Origin of the sequence: Bacillus sp. FSL W7-1085, assembly GCF_038595035.1 — a bacterium.
In the GTDB taxonomy this organism is placed as follows: Bacteria; Bacillota; Bacilli; order Bacillales; family Bacillaceae; genus Bacillus; species Bacillus altitudinis.
The window spans coordinates 1,938,182-1,958,108 of sequence record NZ_CP152000.1 but is presented as its reverse complement, the minus strand read 5'-3'; the positions used below and the strand labels follow the sequence as shown (position 1 = coordinate 1,958,108).

Here is a 19,927-nt window from a genome sequence, read left to right as displayed (position 1 = left end):
AATGGCGGAAATTAAAGTACCTGAACTAGCGGAATCAATCTCGGAAGGAACAATTGCTCAGTGGCTAAAACAGCCGGGCGATTATGTTGAGCAGGGGGAATACCTGTTAGAACTTGAAACAGATAAAGTCAATGTCGAATTGACAGCTGAAGAATCTGGTGTTCTAAAAGAAGTACTGAAAGATTCTGGTGACACTGTCCAAGTTGGAGAAGTCATCGGAACGATTGCAGCAGGTGAAGCTGGCGGAAGCGAGTCCGCAGCTCCAGCACCTGAGCAAGATTCTGCATCAGCTTCGAAAGAAGAACCAGCAGCTGAACAAAAAGAAGAGGCAGCAAAAGAAGAGCCGAAATCTGGTAATGGCAGAACGATCGCTTCTCCAGCAGCTAGAAAACTAGCAAGAGAGAAGGGGTTAGACTTATCTGAGATTCCAACCGCAGATCCGCTGGGCAGGGTACGAAAGCAGGATGTAGCTTCTTACCAAAAGAATGAAGCTCCTGCAAGTGCACCGAAAGCTGCGCCAAAAGCAAATGCTGCGGTGCAAAATGATCAAGCAGGGAAACCAGTTGAGCGTGAAAAAATGTCACGCCGCAGACAAACCATTGCAAAACGTTTAGTTGAAGTTCAACAAACGGCAGCGATGCTGACAACATTTAATGAAGTCGATATGACAGCTGTCATGGATCTAAGAAAGCGTCGCAAAGATGCCTTCCTTGAACAAAACGATGTGAAACTGGGCTTCATGTCCTTCTTCACAAAAGCAGTGGTAGCAGCACTTAAAAAATATCCACTTCTCAACGCAGAAATTCAAGGTGATGAGCTTGTCATTAAAAAATTCTATGACATCGGTATTGCTGTAGCCGCCAATGAAGGGCTTGTGGTACCAGTTGTCCGTGATGCAGACAGACTATCGTTTGCTGGAATTGAAAAAGAAATCGGTCATCTTGCGAAAAAAGCAAGAGATAACAAATTATCGCTCAATGAATTACAAGGTGGATCATTCACGATCACAAACGGAGGAACATTTGGTTCTCTGCTTTCAACACCAATTTTAAACAGTCCTCAAGTTGGAATTTTAGGTATGCATAAAATTCAGCTTCGTCCTGTTGCAATTGATGAAGAACGCTTTGAAAACCGTCCAATGATGTATTTAGCTCTTTCATACGACCACCGTATTGTCGATGGTAAAGAAGCTGTTGGGTTCCTTGTCACGATTAAAAATCTACTTGAAGATCCTGAACAGCTATTGCTTGAAGGATAATCGAAAGAAAAAGCTAGTACCGATGAGGGTACTAGCTTTTTTGGTCTTTATTTTCTGGGTAGCCTCTTTTTGACCAAAATGTTGCCAGCCAAGAGCCAGATAAATTATGCCATACGCTAAAAATGGCACTGGGAACGGCGGCAAGTGGAGAAAAATGTGCGGTTGCAAGGGCTGCGCCAAGTCCAGAATTTTGCATCCCTACTTCTATTGAAATTGCTCGTTGAGAAGGAATGTCCATTTTACACCATTTTGCAATGAGGTAACCCAATAATAGACCAAGAGCATTATGTAAAACAACAACGGCAAAAATAAGCAGTCCAGATTGCAGAATCTGTTCTTTATTTGCGCTGACAACAGCTGCAATGATGGCGACAATGCCAACCACAGATACAAGCGGGAGTGCTTGTACAGCATACGTCACTTGTTTTTTAAAAAACAATTTGACGATGACCCCTAAAATAATCGGAATTAAGACAACTTGGACAATCGACAAAAACAAAGCACCCGGTGATACAGATAACCAAGATTTTGCAAAGATATAAATGAAAACAGGGGTCAAAATGGGAGCAAGTAGGGTCGAGATCGTTGTCACGGCAACGGATAAGGCCGTATTTCCTTTCGCCAAAAAGGTCATTACATTGGATGCAGTCCCGCCTGGACAGCAGCCGACGAGAATGACACCAACAGCGATTTCAGAAGGCAAATGTAACCCATAGGCCAATAAAAATGCAATGAGTGGCATCAGTGTATACTGCGCTAAAACCCCGATCAATACATAAAGAGGCTTTCTAAAAAGCTCTTTAAAATCTTCAGAAGACAGCGTCAGCCCCATGCCAAACATAATAATGCCAAGTAAAAAAGGGATATAAGGTCCAATCAAAGAAAATGCCGCAGGAAAAGTAAAACCTAGACAAGCAAAGACAATGACCCATATAGCAAATGTTCTTCCCGCAAAGTGACTAATGTGTAAAAGGGTGTTCATACTATCTTTCAACTCTCTTTCTTTTCATATCTTTTCTATTTTAAATGAATTTTCTGAAAAAACAACCTATGATTTTGCATCTGGTGCTCATAATATCATTATGTAAACTAATAAAAAACCCCACATAGTATATGAACTATGTGGAGTATGCGATCAAAAAGGTGTCCATTTCACTTGTTGAGCCTGTTTTAGTCTTGCTTCTGGCTCACGCCAGTCAACGACATTCCACCACTGGTCTACATATTGCGCCTTCTCATTTCGATATTGGAGGTAATAGGCATGCTCCCACACATCAAGAGCAAGAAGGGGGATGATGTCCCATTGCGAGAGGAACTGATGGCGCTCTGCTTGTAAAATGTCTAAACGCTGAGATCTCGGGGACCATACAAGGATCGCCCATCCGACACCTTCTACTTGTTTGGCAGCAGCTGAAAAATGTGACTTGAACGCTTCATAGCTGCCAAATGATTGATCAATGAGACGAAGCATTTGACCAGTAGGTTTTCTTTTTCCTGAAGGACTCATTGAAAACCAAAAGATACAATGTAAATAATGTCCTGCCCCATGAAAGGCAAGTTCACGTTCCCAATGCTTGATCATCGTAAAGTCGTTGGTTCTTCTTGCTTTTTTTAGCGCAAGTTCAGCTTGATTTAGACCATTAACATAAGTTTGATGATGCTTTTGATGGTGCAAGTACATAATTTCTTTTGAAATATAAGGTTCGAGCGCGTCATACCGATAAGTCAGTGGTGGTAACTGATGTTTTCCAGCTGCTATATCGCGCACTTCTTCGTGTGGCTGCATGTCTTCTGCAATCCTTTCGGCTAGTTCGTACCATTCTTGTTCACTCGAATGGTCATCCTCCATTTTGAGTCGTAAATTTTCCACTTTTCGATGAATTTTATCATCTTGCCACACATGTTGAATCGTGCTAAGCCACTCTTTGAGCTGTGAGCGATATTCTTCTTTATTCATGTATACGCCTCATTTCGTTTAAAAATGTAGAACAAGCCATCATCGGAAACACAAATGGGTAGCTATGATAGGTGATGTAAAATTGTTTTGGCAGTCCAATGCCGACTGGATAGTACATGGCTTCTTCAGTATGGTGATGGTTCACTAAAAAGGAGACAGCTTTCAAAATGGCTGCGTTATTTGCTTTCTCATATTGGAGGAGCGCCTCTGTCGCCCATGCGGTTTGAACCACTGTGCCAAAGGGAAGCGGGACATAGGTTTTCAGTTCTGCACTTTTACACGATTCTCCGAAACTGCCATCTTCAAGCTGAATCTGCTTTAGAAAACGGTACGCTTTTTGCACAGCAGGGTGTGAGGAGGGAACACCGGCCGCTTTCAGTCCTGTTAACGCTGCCCAAGTTCCATAAATATAACAAACACCCCATCTGCCAAACCATGATCCGTTTTTCTCTTGGTGGTCAATGAGCCATTTTACACATCGATCTTTTTGCCTGAGAATCGAGGGTGAAGCAGTATCTTTTTCTTCTAAACCAATCAAATGGAGCACACGACCAGTAATATCAGGAGTTGACGGATCAATCGCCGCATCCTCCGCAGATTCAAGCGGAAGGTGACGAAGTAGAAAGTGATCTTGATTTTTTTCAAAAGCAGAAAAGCCGCCATCACGGTTTTGCATGGAGAGAAGCCAGTCATATCCTCGTTTCCACTGAAGTGGAGCGTATTCTTTTGGAATCGCTTTTAACACAATTTGCGTGTCATCACAATCAGGATTATTCGTATTGATATGTGAGAAACCAAAGCCCCCGGGAGCAGCATGACGGTTATGAACTGCCCAATCCGCTTTCTTCATTTGCTGCCGGTCCAGCAAATAGTTGAAGGAATTCATGATCATGGGATCTTCTCGTTTTCTTCCTGCTCTTTGAGAAGCGTAACTGACAAGCGCTGTATCCCACACAGTCGAGGTGGAATTCTCAGCATATAACTTGCCTTGACAGGAGGTGACGAGCCTTTTCATACCTCTGACTGCTTTTTGGATGAGATGATGTCCAGGGGAGTACCCAAGGCTCATGAGGGCATAGACCATAAAGATGGTTGCACTTAAGTAACTATACAGCGTCCCATCTTTTTCAAGACGGGCAAACATGTATCGCTTTGCCGCTTCATATCCGAAAAAGTCGAGCCGGCTGTCGAGGGCTGTATATGACCGCATATACATGAGGAAGTGATCAGTCGAACGTTCTTCTCTTGCCATAAACCAGTCAAATGGATTTTTAGACATGTTTTCATCAAGATGGGCTAATGATGGAAACGTAGCATGAGAGGTGTACCGTTTGTTCAGTGCGATCATCATGGGTACAAAATGAATCCTTGCATAGGCACTAAGGTGGTAGAAGTGCAGCGGAAAAGACGTAGGGATGAGTAAAAAGGAAAGAGGTGCATAGAAGTAGGGCCAAGGGTGCATGCCATTTACGGCAAGCATCCACTTTGTCATAAAATGAACGCTCTTTAGTCCACCTTTTGAGCGAATATATTGTGCTGCTTTTTCCATATGGGGCTCGTCTTTTTGAAATCTGCCAGATGCGAGCATGCCGCAATAACCTTGTACTGTAGCTGTGAGATGTCCCGACTGGTCATGATACAAAGAAAAGGAACCATCTTCATTTTGTTTGGCATGTATTGCTTCGGCCAATTGATGGATCAATTGCTGATCGGGGTCACCAACGGCTTTTAACAGCATAATGATAAAAGCATTTGTCATCATAGGTCCTTCAAAGCAGAAAATAAATGCGCCATCTTCTCTTTGTCTGCGTTCTACCTGCATGTGCAGTTCATCGATATATTCGTTGACTCTCGTTTTAAAATCTTGCATTCGGCCATGCTCCTTTCCTTTATCACTATATTCAGGAGTCGGCCTGTCACATGCCAGCACAAAAAAAGCCGATGACATCGTCATCGGCTTTCTTAAATGATTAGTCTTGCAGATTAATCCACACGCTTTTGACTTCTGTATAGTTGTTAAGGGCATATGATCCCATTTCTCTGCCAAGGCCTGACTGTTTATATCCGCCAAACGGGGAGGCGGCATCAAAGACATTATAGCAGTTGACCCAAATGGTTCCTGCTTCTAGGCGTGCAGCGATATCGTGAGCATGCTTTAAGTTTTCTGTCCAAAGTCCTGCCGCTAACCCATAGTCAGATTGATTGGCCCGTTCGACCACTTCATCAATGGAATCGTAAGGAATCGCAGATAGAACTGGACCGAAGATCTCTTCTTTTGCGATTGTCATTTCATCTTCTACATCTCTAAAGACAGTAGGGGAGACGAAATAGCCTGCTTCATAAGGGCAGTCACCACCGACTACGGCTGTTGCACCTTCTGACTTCCCTTTTTCGATATAACCTAACACACGTTCATGCTGCTCTTTACTCACTAGAGGCCCAATCTGGGTATCATGATGAAGACCAGCTCCTTGTTTTAATGATGTCGCATATTTAGCCATTTGATCGACGACTTCATCATATTGGCTCCGGTGCACAAAGACCCTTGATCCTGCACAGCACACTTGACCTTGGTTAAACATCACGCCGTTTAATGCACCTGGAATGGCTTTCTTTAAATCGGCATCTGGTAAAATAATATTCGGCGATTTTCCGCCAAGCTCTAAAGTAACACGCTTGATGGATTTGGCTGCTTTCTCCATGATCAATTTCCCAACACTTGTTGATCCAGTGAAAGCCAGCTTATTGACATCAGGGTGATCGGTTAATGCTTCACCGGCTGTTTCACCGAATCCAGGAACGATGTTAATCACGCCTTCTGGGAATCCGGCTTTATCCACTAATTCAGCTAAATATAAAGCAGATAGTGGCGTTTGTTCGGCTGGCTTTAAAACGATGGTGCAGCCTGTTGCTAGTGCAGCACCCATTTTCCACATGGCCATGAGCAGCGGGAAGTTCCAAGGAATGATTTGTCCCACAACGCCCACAGGCTCATGGCGGGTATAATTAAAATATCCCTGACTGACAGGAAGGGTTTGTCCAGTCATTTTTGTGGTCCACCCTGCATAATAGCGCATGTGCTCAATGGCAAGAGGGATATCCGCATTGGTTGTTTCATTAATTGGTTTTCCATTATCAAGTGTTTCAAGCTGAGCCAGTTCTTCTTGGTGTTCTTCCATTAAATCTGCCAGCTTAAACATCAAGCGGGCACGTTCGGCTGCAGACATAGAACGCCAAGGTCCATGGAACGCCTTTTTAGCAGCTTTTACTGCCTCATCAATGTCGGCTGCACCTGCTTCATATACATCAATAAGGGTTTCTCCTGTGGCAGGGTTAGGCGTAGAGAATGTTTTGTTATCATGACTTGTGACAAACTGACCGTTAATGTAGAGTTTTTTCGTCCCTTGGAGAAAAGATTCGAGTTTTGAACTGATTTGAAGTGTTGTAGAGCTCATAAATAAACAAACCTCCTTAAAGATATGGGTTGTTCTGCGAGTTCTAGGTGGAAAAAGTGAACATGAAGCCATTTGTATACGCACACGCATGTAAACGTATACATTTATCATATTACACGACATCTTTGAAAGCAATCGATAACACTCATTGCATTTCACGAAAAATTGGCTACAATAAATGTATAGATGAAAAAAGGAGTTTTTAAATCATGATCCATCAAAACTGGCAAACGGCTGAAACGGTAAAACAAGTAAAATGTGTACATACAAATGCGAAAAAATATATGGTTGACCGGGCATTAACGGTTGGACACACATATGATGTGAAAAATGAAACAGAGGAATTTCTCTTTGTTGTTGATAATACGGGTAAAGTAGGCGGGTACTACAAAGAGTATTTCGAAGACAATTCTGCTGAATGATTTTGATGGTCATCACTCATACTAAAAAAAACAGTAAAGGGTGATGATGATGAAAAAGCAGCAGCAAGAAGAGCAGAAACATCAAAATGCTTGGCATGACAATGAAGATGCTGATATGGCGATGACACTTGAGCAAATTTCTGACGTGTATGCCGAAGGAACGATTGATACCCCGAAAGATGAATAGTCATTTAAAACAGTGATTTTACATAATCACTGTTTTTTTATGGTCTCATAACGAATGATTTCTTGAAAAAAACTGAAACTTTTTTCCTGCTTTAACAGTCTAAATAAGTAGAGGAAAGAGCATCGGATCAAAAAGAAAAAGTTAAATGAAATTTAATCTATTCGTAATGGAATAACGACGATTTATAGCGTATTCTATAAGTGAGAATAAAACGTACCCACAGAGCCGTGTGGCCGTTTTGTCATAAAGGAATTTGATGCAGGAAGAGGGGGTTTACGTGGGTATTTTTTCTGTCAGTAAACAAAATGATCATAAAAAATTCGAATCCTTATTAATTGAAGGAGAAAGAATTGAGGCTGTTTACAGACTGCGTCACGACCAAATTTGTTTTACCAATAAACGACTGATCTTTGGCGATAACCGCGTATTTTCTAAAAAGAAAGTCAGGGTCTCCTTGCCGTATCGATCAATTGAAAGTTTTGCCATTCAAGAAGCTGGCGTGTTTGATCAGGACACTGGTATGCTGCTTGTTACAAGCTCAAAAGTATTTGAACTCGATTTTTCTAAAGATACAGATTTGAGTGACGTGCAGGCCATTTTAACAAAACATCTTTGCTGATCAACGATGCGATTACATAGATCACATGCACTTTTCTCATTCTTTGTTCTTATTTTTATCTATCGCATATCCCTTGAGCTTTTCCCACTACAGTGGGGAAGGCTTTTTTCTATTCGTGTGTTTGAATCACATCAAAAAAGGATAAAGATGAAACAGATACAGAAAGGAGAATGAACAATGAAAGTATTAGTTGCTGGAGCAAACGGACATACAGGGAGACTTGTCATTCGATATTTAAAAGAAAAAGGACATGAGCCGCTTGCTCTCATTCGAGATGAAAAACAAGCAGATGCACTAAAAGAACTTGGTGCAGCGCCTGTCATCGGTGATCTTGAAAAGGATGTGACAGATGCTGTGAAGCAAGCAGAAGCTGTCATCTTTGCAGCTGGTTCAGGCTCAAAAACAGGTGCAGATAAAACCATCGCTGTTGATCAAGAGGGGGCAAAACGCCTCGTTGATACAGCCAAAAAAGAAAATATTCAGCATTTTGTGATGCTGAGTTCTTATAATGCCGACGATCCTCATCAAGGAAAAGGACAAGGCAGTATGGAGATTTATTATGAAGCGAAAAGAAAAGCCGATGAACATTTAAAACAGTCTGGTCTTTCTTACACCATTGTGCGGCCAGGAGCACTGCTGCATGAGGAGAAGACAGGGAAAATAGAAGCGGCGGCTCATATTCCAGACGATCGTGACATTGAGATTTCAAGAGAAGATGTAGCCACTGTCTTAGTGGAAAGCTTAACGGAATCCAATGTTAAAAATAAAGCCTTTGACTTAATCAAAGGTGATACACCAGTAGAAGAAGCACTTCGTAATCTTTAAATGAAGAAAGCTGCTGCCAAAGGCGGCGGCTTTTTTGATGTTTTCATTTCGCATGGAGCGGGAAGGTAAAGAGAAAGGAGTGATTGACCGTGAGCTTAACGAAAGAGCAAAAAGCTGATTTATATGAAAGACTTATTCAATTAAAAGAAGATGTGAAAGGATCAAAAAAGAAAGAAGAATCCATGCTGGTCGAATCGAATGAGATTTCAAATGGTGTTGGAAACCATATCGCAGATCACGGAAGCATCTATTTAGATCGCATGACCGAACAGACGCTGGATCAAGTCGACGATCAGCTCGAAGGTGAAATTGATGCGGCGCTTAAGCGGATGGAAGACGGAACATATGGAATTTGTGAAAAAACAGGAAAAGACATTCCATATGAACGTTTGAAAGCAGTACCCTATACTCGTTATTCAATTGATGCAAAGAAAAATGAAGAAACCAATCAAGATCCAAATGAATTTGACCGTTCGTTCTCTGAGCAAATGCGTGATTTAACAAATAGAGAAACAATGGATCAATTACATTCAGATACGTATGAAAGGCTAGAAGAAGAGCAAGATGTTGATGTAGATGAGGAAAAATAACATGATGAGAGGAATTTATGTTTTCTCACCATAATGTTTTCCCACGTCTACATGGACAAAAATCTTGTATACATGAGTATTTTTTTAGAAAAAACATATCTTGAAATTTAATAAACTTTCGTGTAGTATAGTTTAAAGGCTGCGATGCGCGTAATGTTAATTAAGTTTTAACCTTTAAGCTGTAATAGGGAGTTTTATATTGAAGCCGGAATGTCACGCCTCCTTCGAGAGGAAGACAGGAACGTTTCTGCAAACACCCACTTTGAGGAGTGGTGGTTTAAAACTTTCTTACTTAGATTACGGCATCCGCAGCTTTTCCTAGGATGATTCAAGCCATTTTCCATTTTTGGAAAATGGCTTTTTATTTTGTCCAAAATACGATTTTGAACAGACCGAATGTGGATGTACAAATGTATGTTAAAATAGACAAAACAAACGACGGAGAGGGAATTGGATGTTACAACAAGCAGAAGCACTTCTTAAACAATATTATGGCTTTGATGCTTTTAGACAAGGACAAAAACAAGCCATTGAATCGATTGTGAATAAACGGAAGGATACGGTCTGCATTATGCCGACAGGCGGAGGGAAATCGGTTTGCTACCAGATTCCTGCCCTTATGATGGAAGGAACGACAATCGTTGTATCTCCGCTTATTTCTTTAATGAAAGATCAGGTTGATGCGTTAAATGAGATGGGAATACGATCGTCCTTTTTAAATAGTACACTTTCAGCAGGTGAAATGAATACAAGGCTGAAAAAATGTGAACAGGGGGAGTATGATTTGCTTTATATCACCCCTGAACGCTTACAAAATGAACGTTTTTTTCAGCTGCTTGATCGATTGACGATTCCTTTAATGGCTATTGATGAAGCGCACTGTATATCTGAGTGGGGACATGATTTTAGACCGAGCTATCGCTTTATACAAGAATGTGTAAACAAGCTTTCAAAAAGGCCTGTTATTGTAGCATTAACAGCCACTGCTACAAAGAAGGTCCAACAGGATATATGTGTGCAACTTGGCATGGACGAAGAAGAAACAATCTTTACTGGTTTTGCTAGAGAAAATTTGTCTTTTCAAGTGGTGAAAGGGCAAAACAGCGACCAATTCATCACACAATATATGAAGAAAAACAGTCTTGAGTCAGGCATTATTTATACAGCCACACGAAAAGAAGCAGATCAAATTTATCATCGTCTAAAAAAGCAAAAGATCAAAGCGGGTGTTTATCACGGAGGATTAGATGATGAAGTGAGAGAAGAACAGCAAAATCTTTTTTTAAATGATGATATTCAAGTAATGGTAGCTACATCTGCATTTGGTATGGGGATTAATAAGTCTAATGTACGTTTTGTCATTCATCATCAAATTCCAAGAGATATTGAAAGTTACTACCAAGAAGCAGGACGTGCCGGGAGAGACGGGCTTGAAAGTGAATGCATTTTACTGTTTTCACCGCAAGGCGTACGCGTGCAGCGCTTTCTCATTGAACAATCAACAGAAGATGAATTGCGGTATCAGCATGAATTGCTCAAGTTGAGACAAATGGTAGACTACTGTCATACGGAACAGTGCCTTCAGCAATTTGTGATGGATTACTTTGACCAATCATCAAGTGCCCCTTGTCAAAAATGCAGCAACTGTCTAGACGAGAGAGAGCGTGAAGACGTCACGAGAGAAGCACAAATGGTTTTGTCGTGTACCGTTAGAATGAACGAACGATTCGGAAAAATGATGATTGCTCAAGTATTAGCCGGCTCTAAAAATAAAAAAGTGCTTGATTTTGGTTTCGACCGGCTTCCTACTTATGCTTTAATGAAACAGCATTCAGCCCAACATATCAGTGATTTCATTGAATTTTTAATTACGGAAGAGTATTTACACATGTCTGAAGGAGCTTTTCCAACACTAAAAGTGACACAAAAAGGAAAGAAAGTGCTAGTGGGGCAGGAGACCGTCTATAAAAAGCAGGCGATAAAGGCAGAGGCTATTCAAGAAAATGATGCATTATTTGAGCAGTTAAGAATGGTCAGAATGAAGTTGGCAAGAGAGCAGGGCGTTCCGCCATTTGTTGTCTTTTCTGATCAAACATTGAAGGAAATGTCAGCAGTAGAGCCTAAAACAGAAGAAGAACTTTTAAATATTAAAGGTGTCGGCGCACAAAAAAGAGAGAAATATGGAGATGTTTTTTTAGAAGAAATTCGTTTATTTATAGAAAAAGAGAAAAAATAAAGAGTTTGAAGAAGGAAAATAAATTTTTTTCGTTCCACTTGGACGCGTTTTCATCATGATGATTTCCATCCCTACAAAACCTTGATATGATGCGGAATTGAGCCATTTAGTGGGCTGATTTACCAATGGAGAGAGATGTTTCATGTAAAGGAACTGTAATCTAAAACATATCGTTTTGTTATTGAAATGACATTTACATATGTTACGATAGCACTCGTTAGCCGCCATAAAAAGCTAACAAGGGAGGATTTACTTTATGAAGAAGACTATTATGTCCTTGGTTGCTGTTGCAGCAATCTCAACAACAGCATTAGGAGCACAGCAAGCTTCTGCAAAGGAAATCACTGTACAGAAAGGTGATACACTTTGGGGAATCTCTCAAAAAAATGATGTGTCTCTAAAGGACCTAAAGGGTTGGAACAATTTATCTACAGACATGATCTATGTAGGAGATAAATTGACAATCTCTTCAAAAGAGAAAACTCAGGAGCAGTACAAAGTCCAGAAGGGGGACAGCCTCTGGAAAATCGCTCAAAAATTCAATGTGTCAATTAGCGATATTAAGTCTTGGAATAACTTAAACTCAGATATAATTATGATTGGTTCAACATTAAGTGTTGCTGGTCAAAGCTCAGCTCCGGTAAGCTCAGAACCTGTTCAAAAACAGGCACCTGTCCAAAAAGAGCAAACAACGAAAAAAGCTGCTCCTAAAAAGGAAACAGCTAAAGCAGAATCATCTTCTGCTAGTCAAAGTGTTCAAAAAGAAATGACTGTAACGGCTACGGCTTATACAGCAAATGATGGTGGCATCTCAGGTATCACTGCAACAGGGGTAAACTTAAACAAAAACCCAAATGCAAAAGTAATCGCAGTAGATCCTAATGTCATTCCATTAGGAAGTAAGGTTTATGTTGAAGGCTACGGTGAAGCCATCGCAGCAGATACTGGCGGCGCAATTAAAGGTAACAAAATTGATGTACACGTACCAAGCAAATCCCAAGCTAAAAATTGGGGCGTAAAATCAGTCAAAGTGAAAGTACTTAACTAGTAGTCTATTGTTTTTGGAAGAAAGCATCAGGTGGCGGCCTGATGCTTTTATTATACCTTTTTTTGGCCGGAAATACACATATTTTTCTGAAAAATTCGCATTTTCGACAAAAACCAGCGTATAAGTCCATCTCAACGCTGGTTTTTGTGTCGTTAGCTGTCCACCCAATAAATTTCTCCGCTTTGCTCTTTCCAATTAATTTGGACATCAAAATGGTGTTTTTCATAAAAATGAATCAGGCGGTCCACATGGTTCCAATCTCTTTTGACGAGATCCCCAGTAATGACTGGAATGTTTTGCTCTCTTGCGATTTCTTTTAAATGCTTCATACAAATGGATCCATAGCCATTATCAGGCGGGCCTTTAATATCGGCAATGTGAATCTTTCCTTCTTCAGGATATTCCGCGATCAAGGAAAAATCAGATTGTCCGCGAAAAGCTTTTTCACAATCGCTTAACATGATTTTGCACGTATCTGCATTCTCAATTGCAGAGACGATCATCCATTCATCTTCCTTCGCTTGATCAATGCCAATAATCTTTGCTTTTTTTGAAATATCTTTTATATTTTCTTGCATTCGATACATTTGGAACTGCAACTGCTGTAATTCTTGTTCTAATGTCTTCACATCTTTTGTTGTTTCCTGTAAGATTGACAAGTCTATTGCTCCTTTCATAGAAGAGTTGATAAAAACCACACAAATTCCCATTCTAAAGGAAGTGAGTGGATCTTTCAAGCCGCTAGAAGGCAGGCAATCGGCAAGTTTGTCTAAAATTCGACGAAGACAGCGAATTCATTGACTTTAGAGAGAAAGTTAAATAACATACTCTTAGTCGGAACTAATAAAGAGAGGTTTTCAAACATGAACGAACAGAATCAAAAACCGAAAAATTTCACCGGCATTGTTGTCTTTTTAACAATTGCCATAAACGGCTTAATTGCTTTATTATTTTTCATGCCAAAAACAGATAAATTTAGTCATCTGGATATTACATTTCTGCCGTTACTGAATGCTGTGATGAACAGTTTTACGTTTATCTTTTTACTTTCAGCGCTCATTATGATTAAACAAAAGAACATTAAAGCCCATAGACGATTTATCTTTGCGGCTTTTTCAACAACACTTGTCTTTTTAATTTCGTATGTGACGTATCATTCAATGGCAGCTGATACACACTTCGGGGGAGAAGGAATCATTCGTCCGATTTACTTCTTTATTCTCATCACACATATCGTCTTATCTGCCGTCATTGTACCGCTTGCACTGATCACTCTCTTTAGAGGCGCACAAATGCAAGTCGAACGTCATCGTAAAATTGCCAGATGGACCATGCCTCTTTGGCTCTATGTCAGTCTAACAGGTGTCATCGTATATATCATGATTTCTCCATACTACAGCTAACGTATGTCCATCTGGGCATACGTTCTTTTATTTACAAGATGAAGTGCTTTGGATAAAATGGGAATTGGGTATCCGACTTGCACGGTATCTTCCCACCTATAGAATCACATCATGTCTGGCCGTTTGCTCGTTTGGAGAACACAATTGAACAAAACGGGGGTTATATGATGACTGAACAATTGCAGTACAAACCGGGGCTTGAAGACATTGTGGCAAGCGAAACGTCAATTTCGTTCCTAGATGTCCAGCAAGAAGAAATTGTGATTCGCGGTTATGACCTCATCGAGCTGGCACAAAGCAAGACGTACTTAGAAACAGCCTATCTGCTCATTTATGGAAGATTACCAGATGCAATGGAATATCACCAATTTCAGCAAGATATTTCCTCACAAACAAGCTTACATCCAACCATTCAAACCATTTTGACAAAACTGCCAAAAACCACTCACCCAATGGATGCCATGAGAACGTGTTTATCAGCTCTTGCAGGGTACGATGAACAACTGAATGATCGATCAGAAGCATGCCAACAAGCGCGTGCCGTTCGATTACTTGGCCAGCTACCAGCGATTGTTGCGGGAAGCTATCATATTCTCACACAAGACACCACACCTACTCCAGACCAGACCAAATCCTACACTGAAAACTTTCTAGCGATGTTAACAGGCCGCACTCCGGCACAAGACGAAATCAAAGCATTTGACCAAACGCTCACGCTTTATAGTGAGCATGAGCTGCCGAATTCCACATTTGCAGCAAGAGTCATTGCATCTACTCATTCTGACATGTATGGTGCTTTTACTGGAGCGATTTCTTCATTAAAAGGTGACTTACACGGAGGCGCAAACGAAGCAGTCATGCACATGCTGCTCGAAGGCAAAACAACAGAAGGTTTCCTTGCGCTCATCGAACGTAAATTAGCCGCAAAAGAAAAAATGATGGGCTTTGGACACCGGGTATATATGAGAAAAATGGACCCAAGAGCGGCTCTTTTAAAACGATCGTTGAAAACGCTTACCAAATCAAAAGGAGACACGACGCTTTATGACATGTGCGTCGCAGGCGAGGCATACATGAAAGAAAAGAAAAACCTCTATCCAAACCTTGATTATTACGCAGCACCTATTTATTACGTGCTCGGCATTCCTATTTCACTTTATACACCGATTTTCTTTGCTGCGAGAGCAAGCGGATTAGCAGCGCATGTCATCGAGCAGCATTCACACAATCGGATTTTTAGACCGAGAGTAAGGTATTTAGGACCAAGAGGATTAAAAGTCTCTAATGATGATGGAAAAACGGGGGAATGAATATGAATAAAACAGCAGTAGCCAATCAAACAGATCAACTATTAGCAGATATCGCAGCCTATGCCGTGGATGGAGAAATTACGAGCAAAGAGGCCATTGAAACAGCTCGGTATGTACTCATGGATACACTCGGCTGCGGAATGCTGGCGCTCAACTTTCCAGAATGCACGAAGCATCTTGGACCCATCGTACCTGGAACTGTTGTCCCTAACGGAGCAAGAGTGCCCGGCACTTCATTTGTATTAGATCCTGTTCAAGCGGCTTTTAATATAGGATGTATGATCCGCTGGTTAGATTATAATGATACGTGGCTTGCACAGGAGTGGGGCCATCCCTCAGATAACCTGGGCGGGATATTGGCTGTAAGCGATTATATTAGCAGAACGAGGCTTGCAAATGGAGAAGAACCGCTTTCGATGAATGACGTACTGCATGCGATTGTAAAGGCACATGAAATACAAGGTGTGCTTGCTTTAGAAAATTGTTTGAATCGAAATGGCTTGGATCATGTTCTTTTTGTCAAGGTGGCATCAAGTGCAGTCGTTTGTGCAATGCTTGGCGGAACGAAAGAAGATGTGCAGCATGTGTTATCACAAGCATTTGTGGATAATTCACCGCTTAGAACGTACCGGCATGCCCCGAACACAGGATCAAGGAAATCGTGGGCAGCAGGGGATGCCACAAGCCGTGCGGTGAGACTAGCGATGATGACATTGAAAGGAGAAATGGGCTATCAGACGCCCCTCAGTGCAGAAAAGTGGGGATTTGAAGATGTGTTAATGAAAGGAAAACCACTTACACTTGCCCAGCCGCTCGGGTCATATGTGATTGAGAATGTACTCTTTAAAATTGCCTATCCAGCAGAATTTCATGCGCAAACTGCCGCTGAGGCCGCTGTCATTCTACATGACGCGGTAAAAGACCGTTTAGATGAGATTGACAGGATTGAGATTACGACACATGAATCAGCCATTCGAATTATTGATAAAAAAGGACCGCTTTACAACCCGGCAGACCGTGACCATTGCTTGCAGTATATTACGGCCATTGGGTTAATCTATGGTGAGCTGACCGCTGATCATTATGAAGAAGAGACGGCGCAGAATCCGCTCATTGACCGTTTGCGTGATCAAATGATCGTCAAAGAAGATAAACGGTATACAGAAGACTATTTAGATCCGAAAAAGAGATCAATTGCAAACTGTGTTCAAATCTTCTTTAAAGACGGAACGATGACAGATCGAATTGAAATTGAATATCCGCTTGGTCATCGCAGAAGAAGGCAGGAAGGGATCCCGCTGCTTGAAAAGAAATGGGCATATCATTTGAAAACGAGATTTCCACAAAAACAAGTCGATCAAATTGTTTCACTTTGCCAAAATCCAAATCAATTAAAAACAACGACAGTACCAGCATTTATGGATTTATTTGTCATATAAGGGGGAGCTAGTGTGTGGATCGTGAATGATGAAGTAAATCAAGCTGACTTAGCCGCAGCTTTTAAAGAGCAAATGCACAAATCCGCTTTATTTCAAATTCCAGGCGTTCACGATGGAATGTCTGCGCTCTATGCGAGGAAAATGGGATTTCAAGGGCTTTATTTATCGGGTGCCGCTTTTTGCGCAAGCAAAGGGCTTCCTGACCTCGGTATGATTCATTCCACTGAAATGGCGGAAAAGGCAAAGGAAATCATTCGAGCTTCTCAGCTGCCTCTTTTAGTTGATATGGATACTGGCTATGGCGGGGTATTAAATGCAGCCAGGGCAGCAAAAGAAATGGTGGAGAGCAAGGTAGCGGCTGTTCAAATTGAAGATCAGCAAATGCCGAAGAAATGCGGACATTTAAACGGAAAATCACTCGTTTCTGTAGAAGACATGATGGCGAAAATCAAAGCGATCAAACAAGCGGCACCTACACTTCTCGTCATCGCAAGAACAGATGCGAAGTCAGTAAACGGGATGGAGGATGTCATTCACCGGGCTAATCTCTATCTAGAAGCAGGAGCAGATGCCATTTTTCCTGAGGCGCTGATCACAGCAGAAGATTTCACGTATGCTTCAAATAATATAAAAGGGCCGCTTCTTGCAAACATGACGGAGTTTGGAAAAACACCTTATTATCATGCAGACGAATTTTCTATGTTTGGCTTTCAAATGGTGATTTATCCAGTGTCATCCCTGAGAGTTGCTGCAAAAGCGTATGAGCGTTTATTTACAGAGATTAAAGAAAAGGGGACGCAACAGGGAATGCTGGAGGACATGCAAACGAGAAAAGAGCTATATGAAACGATTCATTATGATGAATATGAAGAAATGGATCAGCATTTAGCCAAAACGATCCTGCCGGAAATCGGGAAAGAGCATTCATAAAATGAAAAGCACTTCCTAAACGGAAGTGCTTTTTTTACGATGATGGTGTGGATGATGAAGCCAATTTCATCTTTTCTTCAACTGTTTTCGTTTTTTCTTTTACTTTTTCAGCATAAGTGAAATCACCGTAGCAATACGGATAGCGGAAGTTATCTTTGTCGCCCCCGCATGTATAGACTTCAGGGTTTCGCTTCACTTGCTTTTTGGAGTATTGCTTTGCCAATTTTTCGGAATGTTTTCCCCCGTTTTTTGCAACAAAATCAATATAGCCGATTCCCATGTTATAGCTTTGAATAATGGTTTCCAAATCAACGCCTTTTTTCTTCCCATGCTTGTACATGGTCGAAAAATGATGGACTCCTTGTTTAATGCTTTTCTGAGGGTCATTGATTTCATTTCGTTTCAAACCAAGAGATTCAGAGGACTGCATTGGATCTCCGCCTCTGCCTTTTGATTCTTGATACATCATACCGAGAATTAACGCGGTATATTGATCTAAATCTTGATCTCTTAACTCTGTTTCTACAAGCGGTTTGTAATCATCCAGTCTCGACAAAACAATTGATTCCGTATCAATCGGCAGCTTTTTTAACTCCTTTTGATTAAAGGAAATGACAATGGCCGCTAATACGCAAACAAACAGAAAAATCGTGAAACAGCCTGAAATGGCAAAACATCCTGTTTTTTTCTTTTTCAAGGTCAGTTCACCCCTGTTTTGCCCCGCTTTTAAAAGGGAAGTACAGCCTTTATATTATGCCATATCCTGCACAGGATACCAAGTGAAAACCTTATATTCAATCATAGCCAAACGTAAATTCTGTTCTTGTTTTCAGTCTATAGCAGAAATAAACAAAACCGATCATGAGCCACACCATGCCGATGATTAATGCATTTGTACTGATGCTTGTTAAGAGCCAAATACAAAAAGCCGTTCCGCAAAGAGGGATGATGGCATACCTCAGTGTGTTTAATACACCTCTTTGTTTTTGTTTGATGAAATAGTAAGCGAAAACAGACAAGTTAACAAACGTAAATCCAATTAATGCCCCGAAGCTGATAAACGAGTAAATGACCTCAAGCTCACCAACAACTGCGGTTAACGAAAAAACACCAATTAATAAAATATTAAATACAGGCGTTTTCAATGTTGGGTGAATATAACCGAAGAAACGCTTTGGTAATGATTGATCTCTTCCCATCGCATACAAGAGTCTTGCGGCACTCGCATGTGATGATAGGGAGGAAGAGATGACAGCGACCATGGTGCCGGCTAAAAAGAATGAGTGGAGAAACGCGCCGCCCACAAATTCTGCAATTTCAAGTGATGCCGCATCTGGATGCTTGAACTGTTGAAAATTTGGAAACACCTGCTGTAAAAAATAAGAGGTGAGGGTAAACAGCACACCTCCAATAGCGACCGTTAAAAATATGGCGAGAGGAATCGTTCTTTTTGGTTTAATTGTTTCCTCAGACATGGTCGAAATCGCATCAAATCCTAGAAAAGAAAAACATAAAATCGTCGCACCGGAAAAAATAAGGGCGGGATCTAAGCTCGCTGAATAAAACGGACGGGTTGACAGTATCTCTCCCGTGCCTGCATGCTGCGTGAGCCCATAAATAATAAACCCAACAAATGTCACAGCGACAATCACCTGAAAGGTCACAAATAGCGCTGTAATGTTGGCTGTAAGACGTATACCGATCACATTGACAGTCGTTATGGCGATAGCAAGTATGATGATCCAAATGTAATGAGGTACATCAGGAAAGGCTGCGGTTAAATATGCACTTCCGATTGCAAAATTCACCATAGGCAAAAATAAATAGTCAAGCAATAGTGTCCATCCTACAAGGAAGCCGACGTGAGGATGAATACTTTTTTGCGCGTATGTATATGCAGATCCTGCTTTTGGAAAAGCCTTCACCATATTCCCATAGCTAAGCGCTGTCAATAGTAATGCCAGTAAAGTAAAGATATAAGCTGCAGCAACGTGTCCTTTCGTCAGCTGAGCAACAATGCCGTATGAATCAAATACGACAAGTGGGTCCATATAAGCAAGCCCGATCACAACAAGTGGAAAAACAGTCAGGCTGCGTTTTAGTCTTGGCTCTTCAGTCAATTTGCCTATCAGCTCCTCTAAAAAAATGAATAAATAATGCTCATTTTAAAAAGAATGCTACCACGTGTCAATGCTATTTGAATAAATCTTTTTTCAAAAGGTGTGGAAGCTTTGCATGCTACACGTTT

At 41.1% G+C, this 19,927-nt stretch carries 19 protein-coding genes and 1 other RNA gene; 13 read left to right on the top strand and 7 right to left on the bottom strand.

The window, feature by feature from the left end; translation table 11 throughout:
• The first annotated feature begins 1 nt into the window (after position 1).
• On the top strand, positions 2 to 1,258 hold the full coding sequence (gene odhB / locus MKY11_RS09880; RefSeq protein WP_047946567.1) for a 2-oxoglutarate dehydrogenase complex dihydrolipoyllysine-residue succinyltransferase: 1,257 nt from the start codon (positions 2 to 4) through the stop codon (positions 1,256 to 1,258).
• A gap of 31 nt (positions 1,259 to 1,289) precedes the next feature.
• Here the strand turns inward: odhB and MKY11_RS09875 are convergent, their stop codons facing one another.
• The 4 genes from MKY11_RS09875 to MKY11_RS09860 form a co-directional block, all read right to left on the bottom strand.
• Positions 1,290 to 2,240 (bottom strand): bile acid:sodium symporter family protein, encoded by a 951-nt coding sequence (locus MKY11_RS09875; RefSeq protein WP_060811914.1) that lies wholly within the window; start codon positions 2,238 to 2,240, stop codon positions 1,290 to 1,292.
• Positions 2,241 to 2,393: 153 nt separating this feature from the next.
• Positions 2,394 to 3,215, bottom strand: coding sequence for a superoxide dismutase (locus MKY11_RS09870; RefSeq protein ID WP_342501376.1), 822 nt, complete (start codon positions 3,213 to 3,215; stop codon positions 2,394 to 2,396).
• Positions 3,208 to 5,085, bottom strand: a complete 1,878-nt coding sequence (locus MKY11_RS09865) for a prenyltransferase/squalene oxidase repeat-containing protein (protein ID WP_342501375.1) — start codon at positions 5,083 to 5,085, stop codon at positions 3,208 to 3,210. Before MKY11_RS09865 ends, MKY11_RS09870 begins: the two co-directional genes overlap by 8 nt.
• A 100-nt stretch (positions 5,086 to 5,185) precedes the next feature.
• The gene (locus tag MKY11_RS09860; protein ID WP_017359492.1) at positions 5,186 to 6,670 is read right to left on the bottom strand and encodes an aldehyde dehydrogenase family protein; all 1,485 of its coding nucleotides are present in this window, start codon (positions 6,668 to 6,670) and stop codon (positions 5,186 to 5,188) included.
• A gap of 209 nt (positions 6,671 to 6,879) precedes the next feature.
• Here MKY11_RS09860 and MKY11_RS09855 point away from each other — a divergent pair, with 209 nt between their 5' ends.
• The 8 genes from MKY11_RS09855 to MKY11_RS09820 all read left to right on the top strand — a co-directional run bounded on the left by MKY11_RS09855 (position 6,880) and on the right by MKY11_RS09820 (position 12,597).
• Positions 6,880 to 7,092 (top strand): DUF6501 family protein, encoded by a 213-nt coding sequence (locus tag MKY11_RS09855; protein WP_017367443.1) that lies wholly within the window; start codon positions 6,880 to 6,882, stop codon positions 7,090 to 7,092.
• A gap of 49 nt (positions 7,093 to 7,141) precedes the next feature.
• On the top strand, positions 7,142 to 7,279 hold the full coding sequence (locus tag MKY11_RS09850) for a YozQ family protein (RefSeq protein ID WP_072368424.1): 138 nt from the start codon (positions 7,142 to 7,144) through the stop codon (positions 7,277 to 7,279).
• A 277-nt stretch (positions 7,280 to 7,556) separates the two neighbouring features.
• Positions 7,557 to 7,898, top strand: coding sequence for a PH domain-containing protein (locus MKY11_RS09845; protein WP_008346505.1), 342 nt, complete (start codon positions 7,557 to 7,559; stop codon positions 7,896 to 7,898).
• A gap of 177 nt (positions 7,899 to 8,075) precedes the next feature.
• Positions 8,076 to 8,723 carry an SDR family oxidoreductase gene (locus tag MKY11_RS09840; protein ID WP_017367442.1) on the top strand — a complete coding sequence of 216 codons (648 nt, stop codon included), beginning with the start codon at positions 8,076 to 8,078 and terminating at the stop codon, positions 8,721 to 8,723.
• A gap of 89 nt (positions 8,724 to 8,812) precedes the next feature.
• Positions 8,813 to 9,313, top strand: a complete 501-nt coding sequence (locus MKY11_RS09835; RefSeq protein ID WP_025207496.1) for a TraR/DksA C4-type zinc finger protein — start codon at positions 8,813 to 8,815, stop codon at positions 9,311 to 9,313.
• Positions 9,314 to 9,446: 133 nt separating this feature from the next.
• A non-coding RNA gene (gene ssrS / locus MKY11_RS09830) (6S RNA) lies at positions 9,447 to 9,632 on the top strand.
• A 135-nt stretch (positions 9,633 to 9,767) separates the two neighbouring features.
• Positions 9,768 to 11,549, top strand: coding sequence for a DNA helicase RecQ (gene recQ / locus MKY11_RS09825; RefSeq protein WP_342501374.1), 1,782 nt, complete (start codon positions 9,768 to 9,770; stop codon positions 11,547 to 11,549).
• 256 nt (positions 11,550 to 11,805) lie between these two features.
• Positions 11,806 to 12,597 carry a 3D domain-containing protein gene (locus MKY11_RS09820; RefSeq protein WP_007500712.1) on the top strand — a complete coding sequence of 264 codons (792 nt, stop codon included), beginning with the start codon at positions 11,806 to 11,808 and terminating at the stop codon, positions 12,595 to 12,597.
• Between the two features lie 152 nt (positions 12,598 to 12,749).
• On the opposite strand, the gene MKY11_RS09815 is transcribed toward MKY11_RS09820, so the two are convergent.
• The gene (locus MKY11_RS09815; RefSeq protein ID WP_008346514.1) at positions 12,750 to 13,256 is read right to left on the bottom strand and encodes a GNAT family N-acetyltransferase; all 507 of its coding nucleotides are present in this window, start codon (positions 13,254 to 13,256) and stop codon (positions 12,750 to 12,752) included.
• 204 nt (positions 13,257 to 13,460) lie between these two features.
• Between MKY11_RS09815 and MKY11_RS09810 the strand changes: the two genes are divergently transcribed.
• The 4 genes from MKY11_RS09810 (at position 13,461) to prpB (ending at position 17,679) form a co-directional block, all read left to right on the top strand.
• Positions 13,461 to 14,000: a DUF420 domain-containing protein gene (locus MKY11_RS09810; RefSeq protein WP_008346516.1), complete on the top strand. Its 540-nt coding sequence runs from the start codon at positions 13,461 to 13,463 to the stop codon at positions 13,998 to 14,000.
• A gap of 167 nt (positions 14,001 to 14,167) precedes the next feature.
• Positions 14,168 to 15,310, top strand: coding sequence for a citrate synthase (gene mmgD / locus MKY11_RS09805; RefSeq protein ID WP_041507084.1), 1,143 nt, complete (start codon positions 14,168 to 14,170; stop codon positions 15,308 to 15,310).
• Between the two features lie 2 nt (positions 15,311 to 15,312).
• Positions 15,313 to 16,749, top strand: a complete 1,437-nt coding sequence (locus tag MKY11_RS09800; RefSeq protein WP_039165498.1) for a bifunctional 2-methylcitrate dehydratase/aconitate hydratase — start codon at positions 15,313 to 15,315, stop codon at positions 16,747 to 16,749.
• Positions 16,750 to 16,761: 12 nt separating this feature from the next.
• A complete protein-coding gene (gene prpB / locus MKY11_RS09795; RefSeq protein ID WP_039963936.1) occupies positions 16,762 to 17,679 on the top strand; it encodes a methylisocitrate lyase in 918 nt (305 codons plus the stop codon).
• A gap of 34 nt (positions 17,680 to 17,713) precedes the next feature.
• On the opposite strand, the gene MKY11_RS09790 is transcribed toward prpB, so the two are convergent.
• Both MKY11_RS09790 and MKY11_RS09785 read right to left on the bottom strand, forming a co-directional pair.
• Positions 17,714 to 18,376, bottom strand: a complete 663-nt coding sequence (locus MKY11_RS09790; protein WP_017359484.1) for a lysozyme family protein — start codon at positions 18,374 to 18,376, stop codon at positions 17,714 to 17,716.
• A gap of 97 nt (positions 18,377 to 18,473) precedes the next feature.
• Positions 18,474 to 19,799 carry an APC family permease gene (locus tag MKY11_RS09785; RefSeq protein ID WP_017359483.1) on the bottom strand — a complete coding sequence of 442 codons (1,326 nt, stop codon included), beginning with the start codon at positions 19,797 to 19,799 and terminating at the stop codon, positions 18,474 to 18,476.
• Positions 19,800 to 19,927: the final 128 nt, after the last annotated feature.